This window comes from Candidatus Microthrix subdominans (assembly GCA_016719385.1).
Taxonomy (GTDB): domain Bacteria; phylum Actinomycetota; class Acidimicrobiia; order Acidimicrobiales; family Microtrichaceae; genus Microthrix; species Microthrix subdominans.
Window position 1 is genome coordinate 215,071 of sequence record JADJZA010000011.1, and the last position, 18,453, is coordinate 233,523.

The 18,453-nt window shown below is 69.7% G+C and carries 14 protein-coding genes and 1 pseudogene; 14 read left to right on the plus strand and 1 reads right to left on the minus strand.

Annotated features, from left to right (window positions below):
- Positions 1-32 precede the first annotated feature (32 nt).
- The 11 genes and pseudogenes from recN (at position 33) to IPN02_19895 (ending at position 14,979) form a co-directional block, all read left to right on the plus strand.
- Positions 33-1,634: a DNA repair protein RecN gene (recN, locus tag IPN02_19845; protein MBK9299030.1), complete on the plus strand. Its 1,602-nt coding sequence runs from the start codon at positions 33-35 to the stop codon at positions 1,632-1,634.
- Positions 1,634-2,878, plus strand: a complete 1,245-nt coding sequence (locus tag IPN02_19850) for a hypothetical protein (protein MBK9299031.1) — start codon at positions 1,634-1,636, stop codon at positions 2,876-2,878. Before recN ends, IPN02_19850 begins: the two co-directional genes overlap by 1 nt.
- The gene (locus IPN02_19855; GenBank protein MBK9299032.1) at positions 2,875-3,999 is read left to right on the plus strand and encodes a copper transporter; all 1,125 of its coding nucleotides are present in this window, start codon (positions 2,875-2,877) and stop codon (positions 3,997-3,999) included. The genes IPN02_19850 and IPN02_19855 overlap by 4 nt, the downstream gene beginning before the upstream one ends.
- A gap of 28 nt (positions 4,000-4,027) precedes the next feature.
- On the plus strand, positions 4,028-5,653 hold the full coding sequence (locus IPN02_19860) for a hypothetical protein (GenBank protein MBK9299033.1): 1,626 nt from the start codon (positions 4,028-4,030) through the stop codon (positions 5,651-5,653).
- Positions 5,650-6,756, plus strand: coding sequence for a glycosyltransferase family 4 protein (locus tag IPN02_19865; protein MBK9299034.1), 1,107 nt, complete (start codon positions 5,650-5,652; stop codon positions 6,754-6,756). The genes IPN02_19860 and IPN02_19865 overlap by 4 nt, the downstream gene beginning before the upstream one ends.
- Positions 6,756-9,161 (plus strand): hypothetical protein, encoded by a 2,406-nt coding sequence (locus IPN02_19870; protein MBK9299035.1) that lies wholly within the window; start codon positions 6,756-6,758, stop codon positions 9,159-9,161. Before IPN02_19865 ends, IPN02_19870 begins: the two co-directional genes overlap by 1 nt.
- Positions 9,162-9,260: 99 nt before the next feature.
- Positions 9,261-10,847, plus strand: a pseudogene (locus tag IPN02_19875) (CTP synthase).
- A gap of 256 nt (positions 10,848-11,103) precedes the next feature.
- Entirely contained in the window at positions 11,104-11,601 is a 498-nt protein-coding gene (locus IPN02_19880) for an NUDIX hydrolase (protein ID MBK9299036.1), read from the plus strand.
- Positions 11,598-12,599 carry a tyrosine recombinase gene (locus IPN02_19885; GenBank protein MBK9299037.1) on the plus strand — a complete coding sequence of 334 codons (1,002 nt, stop codon included), beginning with the start codon at positions 11,598-11,600 and terminating at the stop codon, positions 12,597-12,599. The genes IPN02_19880 and IPN02_19885 overlap by 4 nt, the downstream gene beginning before the upstream one ends.
- The gene (locus IPN02_19890) at positions 12,596-13,123 is read left to right on the plus strand and encodes an HD domain-containing protein (protein ID MBK9299038.1); all 528 of its coding nucleotides are present in this window, start codon (positions 12,596-12,598) and stop codon (positions 13,121-13,123) included. The genes IPN02_19885 and IPN02_19890 overlap by 4 nt, the downstream gene beginning before the upstream one ends.
- 116 nt (positions 13,124-13,239) lie before the next feature.
- Positions 13,240-14,979, plus strand: coding sequence for an amidohydrolase family protein (locus IPN02_19895; GenBank protein MBK9299039.1), 1,740 nt, complete (start codon positions 13,240-13,242; stop codon positions 14,977-14,979).
- Positions 14,980-15,166: 187 nt separating this feature from the next.
- On the opposite strand, the gene trpS is transcribed toward IPN02_19895, so the two are convergent.
- Positions 15,167-16,195, minus strand: coding sequence for a tryptophan--tRNA ligase (gene trpS / locus IPN02_19900; GenBank protein ID MBK9299040.1), 1,029 nt, complete (start codon positions 16,193-16,195; stop codon positions 15,167-15,169).
- A gap of 173 nt (positions 16,196-16,368) precedes the next feature.
- On the opposite strand from trpS, the gene IPN02_19905 reads away from it, so the two are divergent.
- The 3 genes from IPN02_19905 to IPN02_19915 are packed head-to-tail and all read left to right on the plus strand — an operon-like array spanning position 16,369 to position 18,448.
- Positions 16,369-17,271 carry a ferritin-like domain-containing protein gene (locus IPN02_19905; GenBank protein ID MBK9299041.1) on the plus strand — a complete coding sequence of 301 codons (903 nt, stop codon included), beginning with the start codon at positions 16,369-16,371 and terminating at the stop codon, positions 17,269-17,271.
- A complete protein-coding gene (locus tag IPN02_19910; protein ID MBK9299042.1) occupies positions 17,268-18,074 on the plus strand; it encodes a ferritin-like domain-containing protein in 807 nt (268 codons plus the stop codon). Before IPN02_19905 ends, IPN02_19910 begins: the two co-directional genes overlap by 4 nt.
- On the plus strand, positions 18,071-18,448 hold the full coding sequence (locus tag IPN02_19915) for a hypothetical protein (GenBank protein ID MBK9299043.1): 378 nt from the start codon (positions 18,071-18,073) through the stop codon (positions 18,446-18,448). The genes IPN02_19910 and IPN02_19915 overlap by 4 nt, the downstream gene beginning before the upstream one ends.
- Positions 18,449-18,453: the final 5 nt, after the last annotated feature.

Below are 18,453 nucleotides of genomic sequence, written 5' to 3' on the forward strand. Positions count from 1 at the left end.
TACCCGGGGGAGCCCTACGATGGTGGGCACCCATGTTGGATGAGCTGGCAGTGACCGATCTGGGCGTTATCGCCCATGCCCGCTTGGATCTGCGCGACCACATGACCGCCCTCACCGGAGAGACCGGCGCCGGAAAGACGCTGCTGCTCGGTGCACTCGAGTTGCTTTCCGGCGCACGGGCCGACGCCACGGTGGTGCGGACCGGTGCGGACCAGGCGGTGGTCGAGGGACGCTTCTCGACCGAATCCGGCGACGAACTGGTGCTCCGACGGGTGGTCCTCCGCGAGGGCCGCAGCCGGGCGTATCGCAACGGCGAACTCGTCACGGTCGGCGAGCTGTCTGCGGCCGCTGAGGGGCTCCTCGAGATCCACTCCCAAGGTGCCCAACTGGCGCTGACGACGACAGCGGTTCAACGTCGGGCGCTCGACCGATGGGCGGCCATCGACCTGACCGAGCTGTCCGACGCCGACGCCGAGGCCGCAGCGCTGCGGTCCCAGCTCGGCGAGCTGGGTGGCGACGAACGGGCCCGGGTGCGCGAGATGGACCTGTTGGGGTTTCAGGTGGATGAGATCGATGCGGCCGGCCTGGGCGACGCCGCCGAGGACGCGTCGCTCGCCGCCGAGGAATCGCTGCTCGCCGATGCGGTCGGGCACCGGGAGGCGGCGGCCATGGCCCTGGGCATCGCCTCCGACGAGGGCGGCCTGTCCGACGCCCTCGCCGCCATGGCCGGCGCCCTCGCCGACCGCAAACCCTATGAGGACGCGTTGGCGCGGGTGCTCGCCCAGCAGGCGGAACTCGCCGACCTGACCAGCGATCTTCGCAATCAGGCCGAGACGATCGAGGACGACCCCGAACGGCTCGAAGCCATCCGCCTGAGACGCGTCGAGCTACGCGATCTGTGCCGCAAGTACGGCGAGACGCTGGCGGATGTCATCGCCTTTGGCGACGAGTGCCGTCGGCGTCTCGACGAGCTGACCAATCGGGAGCGCCGCGCGGCCGAGCTGGAGGACGAACTCGCCCAGGCCACCGCCCGCCGCGACCGGGCCGCCGCCAAGGTCGGGGCCGCCCGCCGGGCCGCCGCTCCCAAACTGGCGGCGGAGGTCGAGGGCCGGCTGGCAGCGCTGGCGATGCCCCAGGCGACCCTGCAGATCGAGGTCGGCGAAGAGGATCCAGGCGACCGGGTGGAGTTTCGCCTCGCCGCCAACCCGGGGATCGACCCGGCACCGCTGCAACGGGCTGCCTCGGGCGGCGAGCTGTCCCGGGTATTGCTGGCGCTCAGGCTGGTGCTGTCGGGCGGCCCGGACACGATGGTGTTCGACGAGGTGGATGCCGGCATCGGCGGCGCAACCGCCCTCGAGGTGGGTCGTGCCCTGGCGGAGGTGGCCGAGGGCTCGCAGGTGCTGGTCGTCACCCACCTGGCGCAGGTGGCCGCCCACGCCGACCAACAGGTGCGGATCGCCAAGTCGATCGGCGAGGAGGCGACGACGACGACCGTCGAGCCGGTCGATGGCGAGGCTCGCCTGGCCGAGCTGGCGCGCATGTTGTCGGGAACGCCCGACTCGACGGCGACCCGTTCGAACGCCGAGGAACTGCTGGCCCGGGCGAGCAGGCCCGCCGTTGCGGAGAGGCACTGATGGCGTTGCGCCCGTCGAAGTCCCAGGCGCGCAGCGACGAGGAGTCGCTGGCGGCGCGCGCCCACATCATCGGTGAGGCCAAGGTCGACCGGCGCACCAAGGACCTCGTCCAGCGGCTCAAGCCGGGCGACATCGCGGTGATCTCCCATACCGATCTCGACGTCGTGGCGGCCGAAACCCTGGTCGAGGCCCGCCCGGCAGCGGTGATCAACGCCGACGCCTCGTCCTCTGGGCGTTACCCGAACCAGGGGCCGCTGCTGGTCATCGGGGCGGGGATCCCGTTGGTCGACCGCTGCGGTCCGGACGTGATCGAGGAGATCGCCGACGGGGACCAGGTTCAGGTGGTCGGCGCCGAGGTCTACCGGGGCGACGTGTTGATCGCCCGAGGTGTCGAGGAGACCGTCGAGACCATCGCCGTCAGCCACCAGCTGGCCATGGACGGCCTCGACGCCGAATTCGGCCGGTTTGTCGCCAACACCCTCACCTACATCGAACAGGATCGCGACCTGCTGGGCAGCGACCTGGAGTTTCCCGACGTCGGCCTGGACTTCGACGGCCGACACGTTCTGATCGTGGTGCGCGGCTCCACCTATCGGGAGGATCTCCAGATTCTCTCCGACAACGGCTACCTGGCCGACCTCAAGCCGATCCTGATCGGCGTCGACGGGGGCTCCGACGCGTTGATGGAGCTGGGGCACACGCCCGATCTGATCGTTGGCGACTTCGACTCGGTCACCGAACGGACGCTCCGCTCCGGTGCCCAGCTGGTGGTGCACGCCTACAAGGACGGTCATGCCCCCGGCGCCGCCCGCCTCGACGAGCTCGGCCTCGAGTACCACACGATGTCGGCGTCGGGTACGAGCGAGGACATCGCCATGCTGTTGGCCTACGAACAGGGTGCGGAGCTGATCGTGGCGGTGGGCACCCACACGTCGATGGTCGAGTTTCTCGATAAGGGCCGGGCGGGGATGGCCTCGACCGTCCTGGTGCGCATGAAGATCGGCACCCGCCTTGTCGACGCCAAGGGCGTGTCCAAGCTCTACCACACCGAGGTTCACACCCGCGACCTGATCCTGATGGTGCTGGCGGCTGCGTTCGCCCTCGGCGCGGTGGTGATGATCTCGGCGCCGATCCGTCTGATCATCAAGACCGCGTGGCTCAACCTGACCAACATGGCGCTGTTGTCTGCCGTCCCCGCCCCCGGAAGGCTGCTGAGCCTGGTGGCCCTCTGGAGTTTCTCGTGATCAAGCTGCGCACCCACATCATCAGCCTGACGGCGGTGTTCCTCGCCCTCGGGATCGGGCTGGTGCTCGGTTCGACCTTCCTCGACCGGACCTTCGTCGACGCGCTCGACGCCCAGGTGAGGCGGCTCAACGATCGGGTCGACCAGCGAACCGAGGAGGTCGAGGCGCTCAACCGGGTGATCGACGAGCAGACCCTGACCGAGGAGGCGGCGGCGGACGCCGGCTACGAACAGCTGCTGGCCGGACAGCTGACCGATGCCCAGGTCGTCGTGCTGGCCAACCGGGGGATCGACGAGGACCAGGTCAACCGAACGGTCGAGGTGCTCCAAGCGGCCGACGCCGAGGTGCCGGCGGTGGTGTGGCTGACCGATCGCTGGAATCCGACCGACCCCCAGCGGTCCGCCGAGATTGCGGAGTCGCTCGACCTCGACACAACCGACCCGGCCCAGGTGACCGCCGAAGCGGCGGCGATGCTCGGTTTGGCGCTTGCGGGACCGACCCCGGCCACCAATGCCCCGGCCACCACTGCCCCGGCCACCACTGCCCCGGCCACCAATGCCCCGTCCACCACGGCGCAGGGTGATCCGACGACCACGGCGCCGACGGATGGCGCGGCGTCGACATCGACCACCGGCATCTCACCTGGCACCACGGTTGCGCTCGACGCCGGCCCCGAAGAGCTGCTCGAACGGTTGACCGACGCCGAGTTGATCGAGCAGGAGGCGGCGCCGGCGGGCAACCTGTCGGTGCCCGGACCTGAGGCGCTGATCGTCTCGATCACCGGCGAGGGCTCCTCGTTGGATCCGAAGAAGGCTTATCTGCCCATCGTCACCGAGCTGGTGTCGTTCAACCCCGGTCGCGTGCTGGTGGCCGAAACCCGCAACACCCGCACAATTCAAGCTGAAGCCACCGAGGACGACGTCCCCGTTCGCGGGGCCGCGCTCGAGGTGGTGCGGTCCGACGATGCACTGCGCGGTCAGAGCTCAACCCTCGATGGGCTGGAGAGCCCGTTGGGCAAGGCCGCCGTCGTCGTGGCGCTGATGGAGCTGCGGGAGGGCAAGACCGGGGACTACGGGTTGGCCGCCGGGACCGACGGTCCGGTGCCGTCGATCACCCGATGAGCGACACCCCTCTGCGCAGGGGGGCGGCTTGACCGAGACGACCGTCGCCCCCCGCACCAACCTGACCCGTGCGACCGCCGGGATGTCGGCGGTGACGCTGGTCAGCCGGTTGACCGGGTTCGTCCGCGTCTGGGTCGTGCTCAACGTGCTCGGCTCCACGTTGCTCAACGACGTCTACCAGTCGGCCAACTACGTCCCGAACATCCTCTATGAGCTGCTGGCCGCCGGTGCGCTTCAGGCGGTGCTGGTGCCACAGATCGTGGCGGAGCTGAAACATGATGACCGGCGCAAGGCCGACCAGTTGGCCAGCTCGGTACTGGTGCACGGATCGGTGATCCTCGGGGTGGTCGCCGCCATCGGCATCGTGTTGGCCCCGCAGATCATGGCCGTGTCGCTCGGCGGGATCAGCGAACCGATCGCACGGCAGCGAGCGATCACCCTGGGCTCCCAGTTCCTGTGGCTGTTTTTGCCGCAGGTGGTGTTGTACCTGATCAACGCTGTGGCCACAGCGCTGCTCAATGCCCGCGACCGGTTCCTGTTGCCGGCGGCCGCACCGCTGCTGAACAACATCGTCGTGATCGCCACCTACCTGGTCTTCGCTGCGATGCGAGGCGACCAGGAGCCCAACCTGCTGTTGACCGGGCCCGAGAAGTGGGTGCTCGCCGGGGGAACCACACTGGGCGTGGTCGTGTTCTGCGTGGCGGTCGGCGCCGGAGCGTGGGCCGACGGCTTCCGACCCAGGCGGCCGCTGTCGCCGCGCGACCCGGCGCTGGTGCACTTCGGGCGCCAGTCGACGTGGGCAATCGCCTACCTGGCCCTCCAACCGCTGCTCGTGCTCGTCGTGATCAGGCTGTCGTCCGCCGAAGCCGGCAACTTCATCATCTGGCAGACCGCCTGGCAGGTCTTTCTGCTTCCCCATACCGTCCTGGCGGTTCCGATCCTCACGACAAGGTTTCCCACGATGTCCCGTCAGGTGCAGGCGGGCGATCGCCGGGGGTTCTCCGGGTCGGTGGGCGCCGGGGTGAGGGCGATCGCCACCGTCTCGCTGGTCTCCGGGGCGTTTTTGGTGGCGGCCGCCCCGCTGGTGGCGCGCGTCATCGCCATCAGCGACCGGGCAGGCGACCCTGACGTGCTCGCCGGTGGCCTGATCGGCTTTGCCCCCGGGCTGATCGGCTTCGGCATCTTCCTGCTGTTGACCCGCGCCTTCTACGCGCTCCAGGACACCCGTACCCCGGCGCTGGTCAACGTCGTGGCCACCTCCCTGGCCGCACTGGCGATGATCGTTGGGATCCAGCTGGTCAGCGACGAGCTTCGGGTGGGGGCGATGTCGCTGGGCTTCTCGCTGGGTCAAACGTTCGGCGCAGCGGTGCTCGCCGTGTTGTTGTATCGGCGGGGGGTGGCGCGCGACTCGCCGCTGGCGCGTCTGGGGGCGCAGTTCGGGCGTCGCCTGGCGGCGGCCGCCGGGGCGACCGCGTTGGGGTGGATGGTGGCCCACGAGTTCGTCGGCGCCGGCTGGTCAGTCGCGGCGCTCGGATCGGGTGTCACCGGCGGGGTGGTCGTCGCCACCTTCCTCGTGCTGTGGTGGGGGATCGGCGGGCCGACGCCCGGCCGGGCGGTCAAGACGATGGGCGCCACCGAGCGGGGCTGGTCATGAGCCCCCGTCGCGTGCTGTTGGTGCTCGGGCCATCCGCCGGGGGCATCCGCCAGCATGTCGCCGTGCTGGCCGGCGCGCTGGAACAGCGGGGCTGGACGGTGCGGGTGGCGGGCCCTCCCGGGGTGATGGACGGGCTCCGCCGTCTCGATGCCGAGATCGACGTCCCGGCGTCCAAGCGGCCGGATCGTCTGCTGCGCGCCGCTGGTCAGCTCCGCCGGGTCCGCGGCGACGCCGAGGTCATCCACGCCCATGGCTTCGGTGCCGCGGCGGTGAGCCGGCTGGCCCGCCTCGGGCGTCCGCTGGTCGTGACGGTCCACAACCTGGTCATCCCCGAGAACGCTGGCCGGTTTCACGCCGCCAAGGTGTGGTTGGCCCGTCAGGTGCTCGCCGGCTGCGACCGCGTGATCGTCATCTCCCCGGAGATCGATGCCGAGGTGGCCACGGTCGTCCCCGACGAGCGTCGACGCTACGTCCTGCCGATGTCGGCCGAACGTTCCCCCGACCGCGATCGGGCCACCACCCGCGAGGCGCTCGGCATCGCCGAGGGCATCCCGTTGGTGGTGGTCGTCGCCCGCATCAACCCTCAGAAGGACCTGGGCACGTTCCTGCGGGCCATGGCGGCGGTACGTGACCGCCTGCCCCAGGTCCGTGCGATCGTCGTCGGCGACGGTGAGGAGGCCGAGGCGACCACGCTGGAGGCACTGCGCCAGTCCCTCCGCTTGGGGTCCACCGTCGAGTTTGTGGGTCGGCGGACCAACCCGGCCGACGAGATGATGGCGGCCGACGTCGTCGCGCTGTCGTCGGCCTGGGAGGGATCGCCGATCGCCGTCGTCGAGGCGCTGCGCCTGGGACGCCCGTTGGTGTCAACCGCGGTCGGCACCGTCCCCTACGACCTGACCGACGGGGTCGACGCCCGGGTGGTGCCGATCGGTGACCCCGCGGCACTCGGGACGGCGATCGTCGAGGTGCTCACAGACCCGGTGAAGGCCGAGGCGATGGCCCAGCGGGGACGGAAATTGGCCGAGCGCATCTACGAGCCCGATCGTCTCGTCGACCAGATCGTCGACGTCTATGGTGAGGTACTGATGGAGGCGAGCATCTGATGGCCCCCGACCGCTCGCCGCCGACGTCCAACAGCGTGCCACCGGCGTCCAACTGTGTGCCACCCGCATCCGCCGTGCGCACCTGGGTACAGCGGGTGGTGATCGCATCGCTGGTCGTCTTGACCCTCGGCACGATCCTCGCCGTCGTCGCCCGCTCCGGGGCCGCCGAGGTGGAGCTGGCAACCGCGGCCGAGGCCCCCGAGCGCATCATCGTCGTCACCACACCCCGCCTGAGGTGGGCTGACGTCACCGACGACACGCCCAATCTGGCGGCCTTCGCCGGCGACGGGGTGATCGCGTCGATGAGCGTGCGAACCCTGGGCCCGGTCACCGACCCCCCCGAGGGCTACCTGACACTGGGGGCCGGCAACCGGGCGGGCGCGCCGCCCAGCTCGTTCGTTCAACTCGACCGGCCCGGGTTGGTTTACGGCCCCGACGAGATGGTCGAGGGCCAAACCGCCGCCGAAGTGTTCGAGGAGCGAACCGGGGTGGACCCGACCGGTGTCGCACTCGCCGTCAACATCGGCGCGATCATCGAGTACAACGAAGCCCTCAAGTACGGCTCCCAGGTGGGGTCGCTGGCCGACGCCCTCACCCGAGACGACCGGCAGATGGCTGCGATCGGCAACGCCGATTTGGCCGACCCCGAGCGGCGCTCGAGGGCGGCAGCCCTGATGGCGATCACCCCCGATGGGCAGGTGGCGGCAGGCTCGGTCACGCCCAGCCTGCTGATGTCCGATGACGAGTCGGCGGGAGGGGTTCGGCTCGACCCGGGCGCCGTCGCCAAGGCCACCTCCGAGGCCCTCGACAGCTCCGATGTGGTGGTGGTCGAGCTCTCCGACCTTGAGCGGGCGGCGCAGGTGATCAACGACAAGCTCTCGCCGGCGGAGGCCGAACGGCTGCAACGCCGCGCGCTCCAACAATCCGACGAGGTCCTCGGCGAGGTGCTCGACCTGGTCGATCCAACCAGGGACCTCACCCTGATGTTGACCCCGGACGTGCCCTTTGGACCTGCACAGCTGGGGATTTTTGCCGCTCAGGGGCCCGGCTTGGACCCGGGGTGGGCCCGCTCGGCCTCTACCCGTCGAACCGGCTACGTCACGCTGACCGACATCGCCCCCTCGATCCTGGCGGCCTTCGACATCAAACTGCCGACGTCGATGCCCGATACCCGGCTGATCCGCTCGGCCGACCGCGCCGGCGGTCAGCTGCCGATCGCCGAGCTGACCGAGGCCAACGACACGTCGGTGTGCATCATGGCGACGCACGATCCCGCAGCGACGATCTTCGTCGTCCTGATCGTCCTGTTGGTGTTGTTGACCGTCGGGCTGTGGTACTTCCGGCCGACGCTGGTGCGGCACCTGGCGGTTCCGGCGCTCACGTTGATGGCGGTACCGCCGGTTGCGTTCATGATGGGGCTGTCCGGCCGGCTCGCCTGCGTTCCGCCCCCGCTCTACGTCGCGCTGATGGTCGGGGGCTCCGCCGTCCTCGCCTTCGCGGTCATGGCGCTGACGCGACGCTGCCTGGTGGCCGCCCCGGTCACGATCGCTGCGCTGAGCTTCGTCGTGCTCGTCGTCGACCTGTGGACCGGTGCCACGCTTCAGATCGACACGGTGTTCGGCTATTCGCCACAGGTGGCCGGGCGCTTCGCCGGGCTGGGCAACCTGGCCTTCGCGCTGTTGGCCGTCTCGGCGCTCATTTTGGCGTCGGTCGGTCAGGCGCTGGTGTGGCCGTCCCGCCAGGACGGGGACGAACCTGGGTCCACCCGGGCATCGCCGGTCGTCCTGGTGGCGATCGGCCTGCTGGCGATCACCACCGTGATCGTCGATGGCCACCCGGCGCTGGGCAGCGACGTCGGTGGCGTGTTGGCGCTGGTCCCGGCGTTCTCGATCATCGTCCTGCTGTTGGCCGGGCGGAGGGTCGGGTGGAAAACGATGGGCCTGATCGGTATCGGCACCGTGGCCGTGCTCGGCGTGTTCGGGGCGATCGATCTGGCCCGACCGCCGGACCAGCGCACCCATCTGGGGCGGTTCCTCGAGTCGGTGGCCAACGGCGAGGCGGGCACCATCCTGTCCCGCAAGATCGACGCCAACCTGTCGATCCTCACCTCGTCGGTCTGGTCGCTCGTGTTGCCCGTCGCTGCGGTCTTTGTCGTCTTCCTCGCCACCCGCTCGAACACGCCGTTGACCGAGGTGCTCCGTCGGGTGCCCGGCATGCGGCTGCTCGTCGACGCAGCGATGCTGTGTGCCCTGCTCGGCGCCGCGCTCAACGACTCCGGCGTGGCCATCATCGGCTTGTTCCTCGCCGTGTTGGTCCCGATGACGCTGTTCCTGCTCACACGATTGGACGAGATCCAAGCCGACTACCCGGTGATCGCCGGGCATCGTCGTCCGAAGGACGCGTGAGCACTTCCGGTAGCCTGATCACCCAGCGAGCAGATGCGGACCGATGACGCTGGGGCTTCTCCGCGTCCTGGGCGCGTCAACGACTGTGGGAGCGTGAGAGTGGCCAAGCACATTTTTGTCACCGGAGGGGTGGTGAGCGGCCTGGGCAAGGGGTTGACCGCCTCCTCGTTGGGCACCCTGTTGAAGGCCAAGGGCCTTCGGGTCACGCTGCAAAAGCTCGACCCCTACATCAACGTCGACCCGGGCACGATGAACCCCTTTGAGCACGGCGAGGTGTTCGTCACCGAGGACGGCGGCGAGACCGACCTCGACCTCGGTCACTACGAACGCTTCATCGACGAGTTTCTGACCCGGGCCTCCAACGCCACCACCGGCGGCATCTACCAGGCGGTGCTCGCCGCCGAGCGCCGGGGCGACTACCTGGGCAAGACCGTGCAGGTGATCCCCCACATCACCGACGAGATCAAGAGCCGGATCACCTCCTTGGCCACCGACGATGTCGACATCGTGATCACCGAGGTGGGCGGCACGGTTGGCGACATCGAGATCCTGCCCTTCCTCGAGGCGATACGCCAGATCCGCCTCGACGTCGGCCGGCCCAACGTGTGCTACGTCCACGTCACCCTGGTGCCCTTCATCGGTGCCTCGGGCGAGCTGAAGACCAAGCCGACCCAGCACTCGGTCACCGAGCTGCGCAGCCGGGGCATCGCCCCCGACGTGATCGTCTGTCGCTCCGAGGCCGAGCTGGGTGGCGACCTGCGCCGCAAGATCTCATCGATGTGCGACGTCGACCTGTCGGCGGTCATCAGCGCAGCCAACGTGTCCAGCCTCTACGAGCTGCCGCTGGCCATGCACGAGGAGGGCCTCGACACCGTCGTCGGCGAGGTGCTCGGCCTCGAGGTCGGCCAACCCGACCTGACCGAGTGGGAGGCGGTGGTGGCCCGCGGGGAGGCGGCCGTCACACCGATGCGCATCGGCATCGTCGGGAAGTACGTCAGCCTGGTTGACGCCTACCTGTCGGTCGTCGAGGCGCTCAACCACGCCTCGGCGTTCAGCGGCGTCAAGCCGACGATCGATTGGATCCAGGCCGAGGACGCCGAGGGCCTGCTGGCCGAGGGTCGCCTGCACGACCTGGACGGGATCATCATCCCCGGCGGGTTCGGCCCCCGAGGCGTGGAGGGCAAGGTGGCCGCCGCCGGCTGGGCCCGAGAGCACGGGGTGCCGTGCCTGGGTCTGTGCCTGGGCATGCAGGTGATGACGGTCGAGTACGCGCGCAATGCCCTGGGCATGGAGCGGGCCAACAGCTCGGAGTTTGACCCGACCACGCCGTACCCGGTGATCGACATCATGGACAGCCAGCGAACCGTCACCGACAAGGGTGGAACGATGCGCCTTGGCGCCTACATCGCCCGGCTCGAGCCGGGGTCGCAGGTGGCCGAGGCCTACGGCAGCGAGGTGGTGTCGGAGCGCCATCGCCACCGCTACGAGTTCAACCCCCGCTTCAGGAGCCGGTTCGAGGAATCCGACCTGCGCTGCTCGGGCACGTCGCCGGACGGTCGCCTGGTCGAGTTCATCGAGTTGGAGGGCCATCCGTTCTGGGTCGGCACCCAGGCGCATCCCGAGTTCAAGAGCCGCCCCACCCGTCCGGCGCCGCTGTTTGCCGCCTTTGTCGAGGCGGCGGCGCGACGCCTGACCGGCCGCACGGCCGCCGCCGGGCCGGGGGCGAGTCCACCGAGACCGCCTCGAGCAAGGCCGACGGCGAACCGGCCAACGGACGCAATCCGGTCGGCGTCGGCGCCGGCGGGGGACTGGCCCCGGCCGCCGACAGCGACCCCGCGTGAGCGACCGGGCTGCGACCGGCTGGGCACGACCGGAGATGTCGTCCGCGGCCGGGTTCTCGGTCAAGGCCACGACCCCGATCCACTCCGGCTATGTCATCGACATGGTCGAGGCCGAGATGTGCGACCCCGACGGCGGCGTCCACGCCCGTGACGTCGTGCGTCATCCAGGAGCGGTCTCGATACTGCCGCTGCACGACGACGGCACGGTCACGCTCGTTCGCCAGTATCGGGTGGCCCCCGACGGCGACCTGTTGGAGATCCCCGCCGGCAAGGCCGATCGAAACGACGAGGATCCGGTCGACCTGGCGCTGCGTGAGCTGGCCGAGGAGGTGGGTCTCGCAGCGAGCAGCTGCGTGCGCCTCGCCGGGTTCTATCTGTCGCCCGGCTACAGCGACGAATGGCACGAGACCTTCCTCGCCACCGGCCTGAGCGAGGTGCCCACCGAGTTCGACGGGGTCGAGGAGCGCCACATGGACCTGGTGCGGCTCGGCCTGACCGATGCGGTCGAGGCGGTCGCCTCCGGCGGCATCGTCGACGCCAAGACGATCATCGCGCTGCTGGCCACCGAACGCCGGGGACCGGGCGCGCGCTCGACATGACCGGAGGCTCGGTCGCCGTCGACGGCGAGGTCTGCGCGCCCACCGATCCCACCGTCGACGCGTTTCTGGGGTGGTTGCGGGTGGAGCGGGGCCGCGCCCCGTCCACCGTCCAGGCCTATCGTCGCGACCTCCTGGCCCACCTCGCCTGGCTGGAGCGGTCGAAGCTGAGCGTCGACGGGGGAGCGGCCCCGGAGCCGACGCGCACCGACCTGGAGCGGTGGGTGCGCTCGCTGCTCGACGAGGGCCGGGCCCGCTCGTCGGTGGCCCGGGCGGTGGCCTCGGTGCGGGGCTGGTACCGCTTTCGGGCCGAGGAGCTGGGGTGCGACGATCCGGCCGTCGACCTCGACGGGGTGGGTACCGCCGATCTGGTGCCCAAGGCACTGGCCGCCGACGTGGTCGCGGCGTTGCTCGACGGCATCGACGGTGCCGACCCGGCCTCGCTGCGCGACCGGGCGCTGTTGGAGCTGCTCTACGGGGCGGGCCTGAGGGTGTCGGAGGCGACCGGGCTGTCGCTGGGGGACGTCGACCTCGACGGCGCCCTGGTGCGGGTGCTCGGCAAGGGCCGCAAGGAACGCATCTTGCCGGTCGGCCGCTCGGTGCTGACCACGATGGCCGACTATTTCGATGGCGGCCGGGGCGAGCTGGCCGCCCGCAACGCCCGCCCCACCCGCGACGCGGCCGACGCGGTTTTTCTCAACCAGCGGGGGGGTCGCCTGTCCCGCCAGGGAGCCTGGTTGATCCTGCAGCGTCGTGGGGCTGCGGCCGGCCTGGACGTCACCACGCTGTCGCCGCACGTCCTGCGCCACAGCTATGCCACCCACCTCGTCGACGGCGGCGCCGACCTGCGCACGGTGCAGGAACTGCTCGGCCATGCACGGCTGACGACCACCCAGCGCTACACCAGGGTGGCGATGGACACGCTGGTGGCGGCCTATCGCTCGGCCCATCCCCGGGCCTCGATGCCCGGCGGCCGGCAGAAGGCCGGCGGTGGATCATGAAGGACTCACCAGCGCACCTGTACCGCCGATTCCGCTATCACGTCGGCCCCACCCCCGACCCGTGGTCGTCGGACCGCTGGGCCGCCCAACGCCTCGAAGGTGAGGAGCTGGCGCTGTTCGCGTCGATGACCGTGCGCGACCGGGTCCATTCGGTGGCGGTCGCCCGCCGGGTGGAGGCGGCGCTCATCGGTTCGGCGGTCGACTGGGCGGTGCGGGCAGCGCTGCTTCACGACGTCGGTAAGTCGCTCGCCCCGCTGGGCACGACGGGCCGGGTGATCGCCTCGCTCGCCGAGGGCAGCGCCGCCGGCGACTGGCTCGAGGCCCGGGCCCACAGCCGGGTCGCCCCGATCGCAAGGATGGGCGCCTACCTGACGTACACCGAGCTCGGGGCGCAGCGCCTCGAGCGGCTGGGCTCACATCCGATGGTGTGCGCCTGGGCCCGAGAGCATCATCTACCGGCGGACCAATGGACCGTGCCCCAGGCGATCGGACAGGTGTTGGCCGAGGCCGACGGGGCTGCCTGACCGTCGCCGAGCCCAGGCTCGTCCGACGCCGACGGGGGCGACCCGTGCGCCAGGGAGCGGACCGTGGCGACGCCTAGTCTGGCGGGCCAGTTGAGGGCAGCCGGAAGGGCCGAGAAATGCGCACGATCATCCGCAACGGAACGCTTTACGACGGCGAGCTGGCGGCGCCAAAGCGCGCCGATGTGCTCATCGCCGACGACGGCACGGTCGAGGCGATCGGCGTCGCGCTGGCGGCGCCCGACGACGCCGAGGTGATCGACGCCGAGGGGTGCTGGGTGACGCCCGGGTTTCTCGACATCCACACCCACTACGACGCCGAACTCGAGATCGCCCCGGCGCTGTCGGAGTCGCTGCGCCACGGTGTCACCACGACGCTGATCGGCTCGTGCGGGCTGTCGCTCGTCGTCGGCGAACCCGAGGACCTGGCCGACACGTTCTGTCGGGTGGAGGGCATCCCGCGCGACATCGTGTTGCCGATGCTCGAGGACATCGTCGACTGGAAGGGGCCGGCCGAGTACGTCGACCACCTGTCGTCGCTGCCACTGGGCCCCAACGTCGTCGGCATGGCCGGGCACTCCACCCTGCGCACCCACGTACTGGGCATGGAGCGCAGCCTGGACCGCACCGTGCGCCCCGACCAAGGCGAACTCGACGCCATGTCGCGCCTGGTCTCCGAGGGCATGGAGGCGGGCCTGCTGGGCATGTCGGTCAACCTGCTGCCCTGGGACAAGATGGGTGGCGAACGGTTCCGCAGCCGGCCGACCCCCTCGGTGTTCGCCCGCTTCGCCGAGTACCGGCGCCTCACCGAACCCATCCGGGCGGGCGACGGGGTGTTTCAGGCGATCCCCAACCTGCAGACCCGCTGGAGCTTCGGCCCGATCCTCGATATGAGCCGACCCCGAGACGGCCGGGCGCTGCGAACGTCGATGCTGACGATGATGGATGCGCCCCCGGCGATGGGCGCCTACCGGGCGCTCGGTGCGGTCGCCAACCTGTACAACTCCAAGCTGGGTGCCCACGTGCGCTTTCAGGCGCTGCCCACCCCGTTCGACGTGTACACCGACGGCATCGAGAACCCGGTGTTCGAGGAGTTCGGGGCCGGCACCGAGGCGCTGCACCTCGAGGATGTCGACGCCCGCCGCCAGCTGATGGGCGCTCCGGGCTATCAGCAGATGTTCCGCAAGCAATGGACCTCCAAGGTGGCGCCACGGGCCTATCACCGCAACCTGTCGGAGGCTCGTATCGTGTCGGCACCCGACACCTCGCTCGACGGTCGCACCTTCGCCGAGGTGGCCGCCCAACGGGGCGCCGATCCGCTCGACACCTTCCTCGACCTGCAGGCGACCTATGGCAACGACCTGCGGTGGTACACGGTGATCGCCAACGCCAACCCAGGGCACCTCCAGTCGATCGTGTCCCATCCGGCGGCGATGATCGGCTTCTCCGACGCCGGAGCGCACCTGCGCAACATGGCCTTCTACAACTTCCCGCTGCGCATGCTGAAGCGCGTGCGCGACGCCGAGCTGGCCGGGGCGCCGTTTATGTCGGTGCAACAGGCCGTGCACAAGCTGACCGCCGACATCGCCGACTTCCACCGCATCGACGCCGGCCGTCTGGCGGTCGGCAAGCGGGCCGACGTGGTCGTGATCGACCCCGAGCGGCTCGACGACAGCGTCGAGGAGGTGCACGAGCAGCAGATGGTGGGCTTTGGGGATCTCGATCGCCTGGTGCGTCGCAACGACGACACGGTGCGGGCCGTGCTGGTCAACGGTCGGGTGGCCTGGCGCGGCGGCATTCCTGCTGCCGACTTGGGCACCGCCAGGCACTACGGCCAGTTCCTCCCCCTCGGCGGTTGACCAACGGCCCCGCCGAGCGGTCGGCCGGAGCGTCCTGATCGGCCTGCGCCTGGTACCTGGTGCGTGCTGATCGGCCTGCGCCCGGCGCCTGATGCGTCAAATGTGTCGTCGTGATGCTAGGGCGGCTTGAAGACACATTTGAACACCGTTCCAGACGAGGTCCATCACGTTGGCGCCTCCCGACAGCTCAGGAGCGGAGGGTGCCCAGGCGGTCCCAGACGCGGTCCATCACAGCAGCCGCTTGTTCGGTCGCCCGCTCGGTGCCTCGGGCCAGCTGGCGGCGTACCTCAGCCGGGTCGTCCCGCAGCTCGGCCGCTCGGGCCTGGATCGGCGCGAGCAGCTCGACGACCGCTTGGGCGGTGGCCACCTTCAGGTCGCCGTAGCGTTCGATGCCCTCGGCCGCCGCCTCGGGGGTGCGGCCGGTGGCGGCACCGAGGATGGACAACAGGTTGGACACGCCGGGCTTGGCGGCCCGGTCGTATCGAACCTCGGTCTCCGAGTCGGTCACGGCCCGCTTGAACTTCTTGGTGATCGCCGCCGGGGTGTCCGAGAGGTAGATGATCCCGGCGTCGGTGTCGGTCGACTTTGACATTTTGTTGGTCGGTGCCTGCAGGTCCATCACCCGGGCACCGGCCAGGGGCAGCGTGGCCTGGGGGATCACGAAGGTGTCGCCGTAGCGCGAGTTGAAGCGGTTGGCCGCGTCGCGGGTGAGCTCGACGTGCTGGCCCTGGTCATCGCCGACCGGCACCTCGGTCGTGTCGTACAGCAGGATGTCGGCGGCCATCAGTGCGGGGTAGGTGAACAGCCCGGCCGAGATGAACCCGTCGCCGGCCTCGGCGCGATCGCGCTTCTCCTTGAACTGGGTCATGCGGCTGAGTTCGCCGAAGGCGGTGACCGTCTGCATGACCCACGCCAGCTCGGCGTGCTGGGGCACCGTCGACTGCACGAAGAAGATGCACTGCTCCGGGTCGAGTCCGGAGGCGAGCACGTCGGTGGCCATGTCCAGCGTTGCCTGACCGATCTCGCCGGGTGGCCGGGGCACGGTCAGGGCATGCAGGTCGACGACGCAGAAGATGGCGTCGGCCTGGTGTTGCACCTCGGTCCAACGAAGCGTTGCTCCCAGCAGGTTGCCCAGGTGAAGGACGCCGGAGGGTTGAATGCCCGAGAACACCCGGGCGCGCGCGCCGTCGGAGGCCGAGGGAGGGGAGGGGACCATGCGGTCGACGCTACCGGACCGGCCAGCGAGGGCGAGTGGCGACGCGTCCGCGCACCGTGACGGCGGTTCACGCCGGCGATCGTGCCCCTCGTAGGTGACATCTGGCCACTGTCCAACCGGATCCTCTATCCCTAGCATCGGATAGAACAAATTGATACGGAGGGGGATCCGAGATGTCCGACTTTCTGACCCAGTATTCGGTCCAGCGATGGATGGAGGCGTGTCCTCAGGGCTACCTGGAGGACACGGTGTACGGGCACGAGGAGGGGCTGAAGGAACCGCCGGATATTCTCGACAACGAGCTGATGCTCGAGAGCACGATCGGGTCGACGGTGCAGCTGGTCGTGGGGGAACGGGCGGCCCTGGCCGCCTCGTCGGGGCTGGTGAACGCCGCCCCCGACTTCGCCTCAAAGCGGTTCCTCGCCACCCAGACACTGGACGAGGCGCGACACGTGGAGATCTTCACCCAGCGGCTCTTCGACCTGGGGGTGAAGCCCGAGAACCTGGAATCCACCATCGATCAGTTCGCCAACCCCAACCTGGTGAAGTTTGCCGAGGTGTTGTTGGAAAAGGTGGAAGCGGGCGACTTCCTCGCCGGTGTGGTCGGGCAGAACATCGTGCTCGAGGGCCTGGCCTTCACGGTGTTCGAGATGTTCGAGGCGGCATCGCGTGAGTCCAACCCGAAGTTTGCTCAGACCCTGAAGGGCACGATCGCCGACGAGCGGCGGCACGTCGGCTTCGGCGAGAATCGCATCGGAGGGCTGATCGCCCAGCATCCGGAGAAGAAGCCGGAGATCGAGCGGATGCAGAAGGAGATGAGCTACTACATGCTCGCCACCTTCGCCGACGCCTTTGCCGACTCCGGGGCCTCGATCGACGAGGGCCGGCGCTTGGCCGAGGAGGCCGCCAAGGCCGAAGGCAGGGAGCTGGCCAACACCAACTGGCACGGTGCCAACCTCGCGATGGTGTCGCCCGACGAGCTGGAGGCCGTGCTGAGCGACACGGTGCTCGCCGAGTTCAAGGTGCGCCTGGGACGGATCGGGCTGGAGTACCAGTCGCCGATGGTGCCGGCGTGACCGTGACGGCCACCGACTCGTTCGGACCCGACGGTGTGGACGAACCCCACGGGATGGACCAGGACGACTTCCTCGACGAGGTGCAGTCGTTTTCCTTCTGGTTCGGGGCGGTCGAGGGCTACCTCGCCGACCGCCCGTACGGGTACGACCCGGACACGGTCGATGAGCCGTTGGGGGAGGCGCGGCGCCAAAACGTCATCACCACGCTGTGCAACTACTGCGTGGGCGAGGCGGCGGCGCTGGAGGCCTCCAGCGGCATGGTTCGTCTGGCGCCCAACCACAACGCCCGCATCTTCATGGCCACTCAGGTGGTCGACGAGGCCCGGCACCTCGAGGTGTTTCTCAATCGGCTGGCCGAGCTGGGCGTTGCTGACACCGACGCCGAGATCGCCCGCCGGGCCACGCCCTCGATCGTCGACTTCAAGGCCCGCCTCCTGGCCCTCGTGGACGTCGGCGACTGGGAGGCGGCCGTGTTGGCCCAGAACGTCATCCTGGAGACGATGGAGTTCACGGTGTTCCGCCATCACGCTCAAACCGCCGATCCGGTCACCCGGCAGGTGTTGACGGGCGTGATTGCCGACGAGCGGCGGCACCTGGGCTTCGGCGAGAACGACCTTGGTCGACGCCTGCTGGGCCACGACGAAACCCGCGAGCGTCTGGCCGGCACCCGGGCCGAGCTGGACGGCCTGGTGCTGGCGTCCTTCGACGCCACGTTCGACGCGCTCGGGCGGCCCAAGGACGAACGGCCCGACCTGGGCCGCGACTACCTGGACGCCGTCGACCGATTGGGGCTGGTGACATGAGCGGCCCTGCGACCGACGCACCTGCGACCGACGCACCTGCGACCGACGCACCTGCGACCGACGCACCCGAGCGTGACACCGCCACCCGCAGCGACGCCCCCGACGCCCCGCCCCGGCGGCGGTACGAGCTGGATGACCGAGGGTTTCGGGAGGTGCCCAAACGCTGGCGAAAGTTCTACCGGGTCTGGCAGGGGGACGGCGACACGCTGGCGCCCAACGAGATCATCTGTCCGGTGTGCAAGGTGGTGATCCGCTCGGTGCGGGAGTTCAGGGCGGGCGACCGGGTGTACTGCATGCCATGCATGTCGCGCATGGTGATTGTCGAGCGTGCCGACGGAACCCTGGAACCCGAGGTCACCTACGAACGCTCCTGATCGGC

What these genes read in the sequence shown, in the direction of transcription:
- recN (MBK9299030.1), top strand. Translation starts at nt 33, where the DNA reads ATGTTGGATGAGCTGGCAGTGACCGATCTGGGCGTTATCGCCCATGCC.
- IPN02_19850 (MBK9299031.1), top strand. Translation starts at nt 1,634, where the DNA reads ATGGCGTTGCGCCCGTCGAAGTCCCAGGCGCGCAGCGACGAGGAGTCG.
- IPN02_19865 (MBK9299034.1), top strand. Translation starts at nt 5,650, where the DNA reads ATGAGCCCCCGTCGCGTGCTGTTGGTGCTCGGGCCATCCGCCGGGGGC.
- IPN02_19870 (MBK9299035.1), top strand. Translation starts at nt 6,756, where the DNA reads ATGGCCCCCGACCGCTCGCCGCCGACGTCCAACAGCGTGCCACCGGCG.
- IPN02_19880 (MBK9299036.1), top strand. Translation starts at nt 11,104, where the DNA reads ATGGTCGAGGCCGAGATGTGCGACCCCGACGGCGGCGTCCACGCCCGT.
- IPN02_19885 (MBK9299037.1), top strand. Translation starts at nt 11,598, where the DNA reads ATGACCGGAGGCTCGGTCGCCGTCGACGGCGAGGTCTGCGCGCCCACC.
- IPN02_19890 (MBK9299038.1), top strand. Translation starts at nt 12,596, where the DNA reads ATGAAGGACTCACCAGCGCACCTGTACCGCCGATTCCGCTATCACGTC.
- IPN02_19895 (MBK9299039.1), top strand. Translation starts at nt 13,240, where the DNA reads ATGCGCACGATCATCCGCAACGGAACGCTTTACGACGGCGAGCTGGCG.
- trpS (MBK9299040.1), bottom strand. Translation starts at nt 16,195, where the DNA reads ATGGTCCCCTCCCCTCCCTCGGCCTCCGACGGCGCGCGCGCCCGGGTG.
- IPN02_19905 (MBK9299041.1), top strand. Translation starts at nt 16,369, where the DNA reads ATGTCCGACTTTCTGACCCAGTATTCGGTCCAGCGATGGATGGAGGCG.
- IPN02_19915 (MBK9299043.1), top strand. Translation starts at nt 18,071, where the DNA reads ATGAGCGGCCCTGCGACCGACGCACCTGCGACCGACGCACCTGCGACC.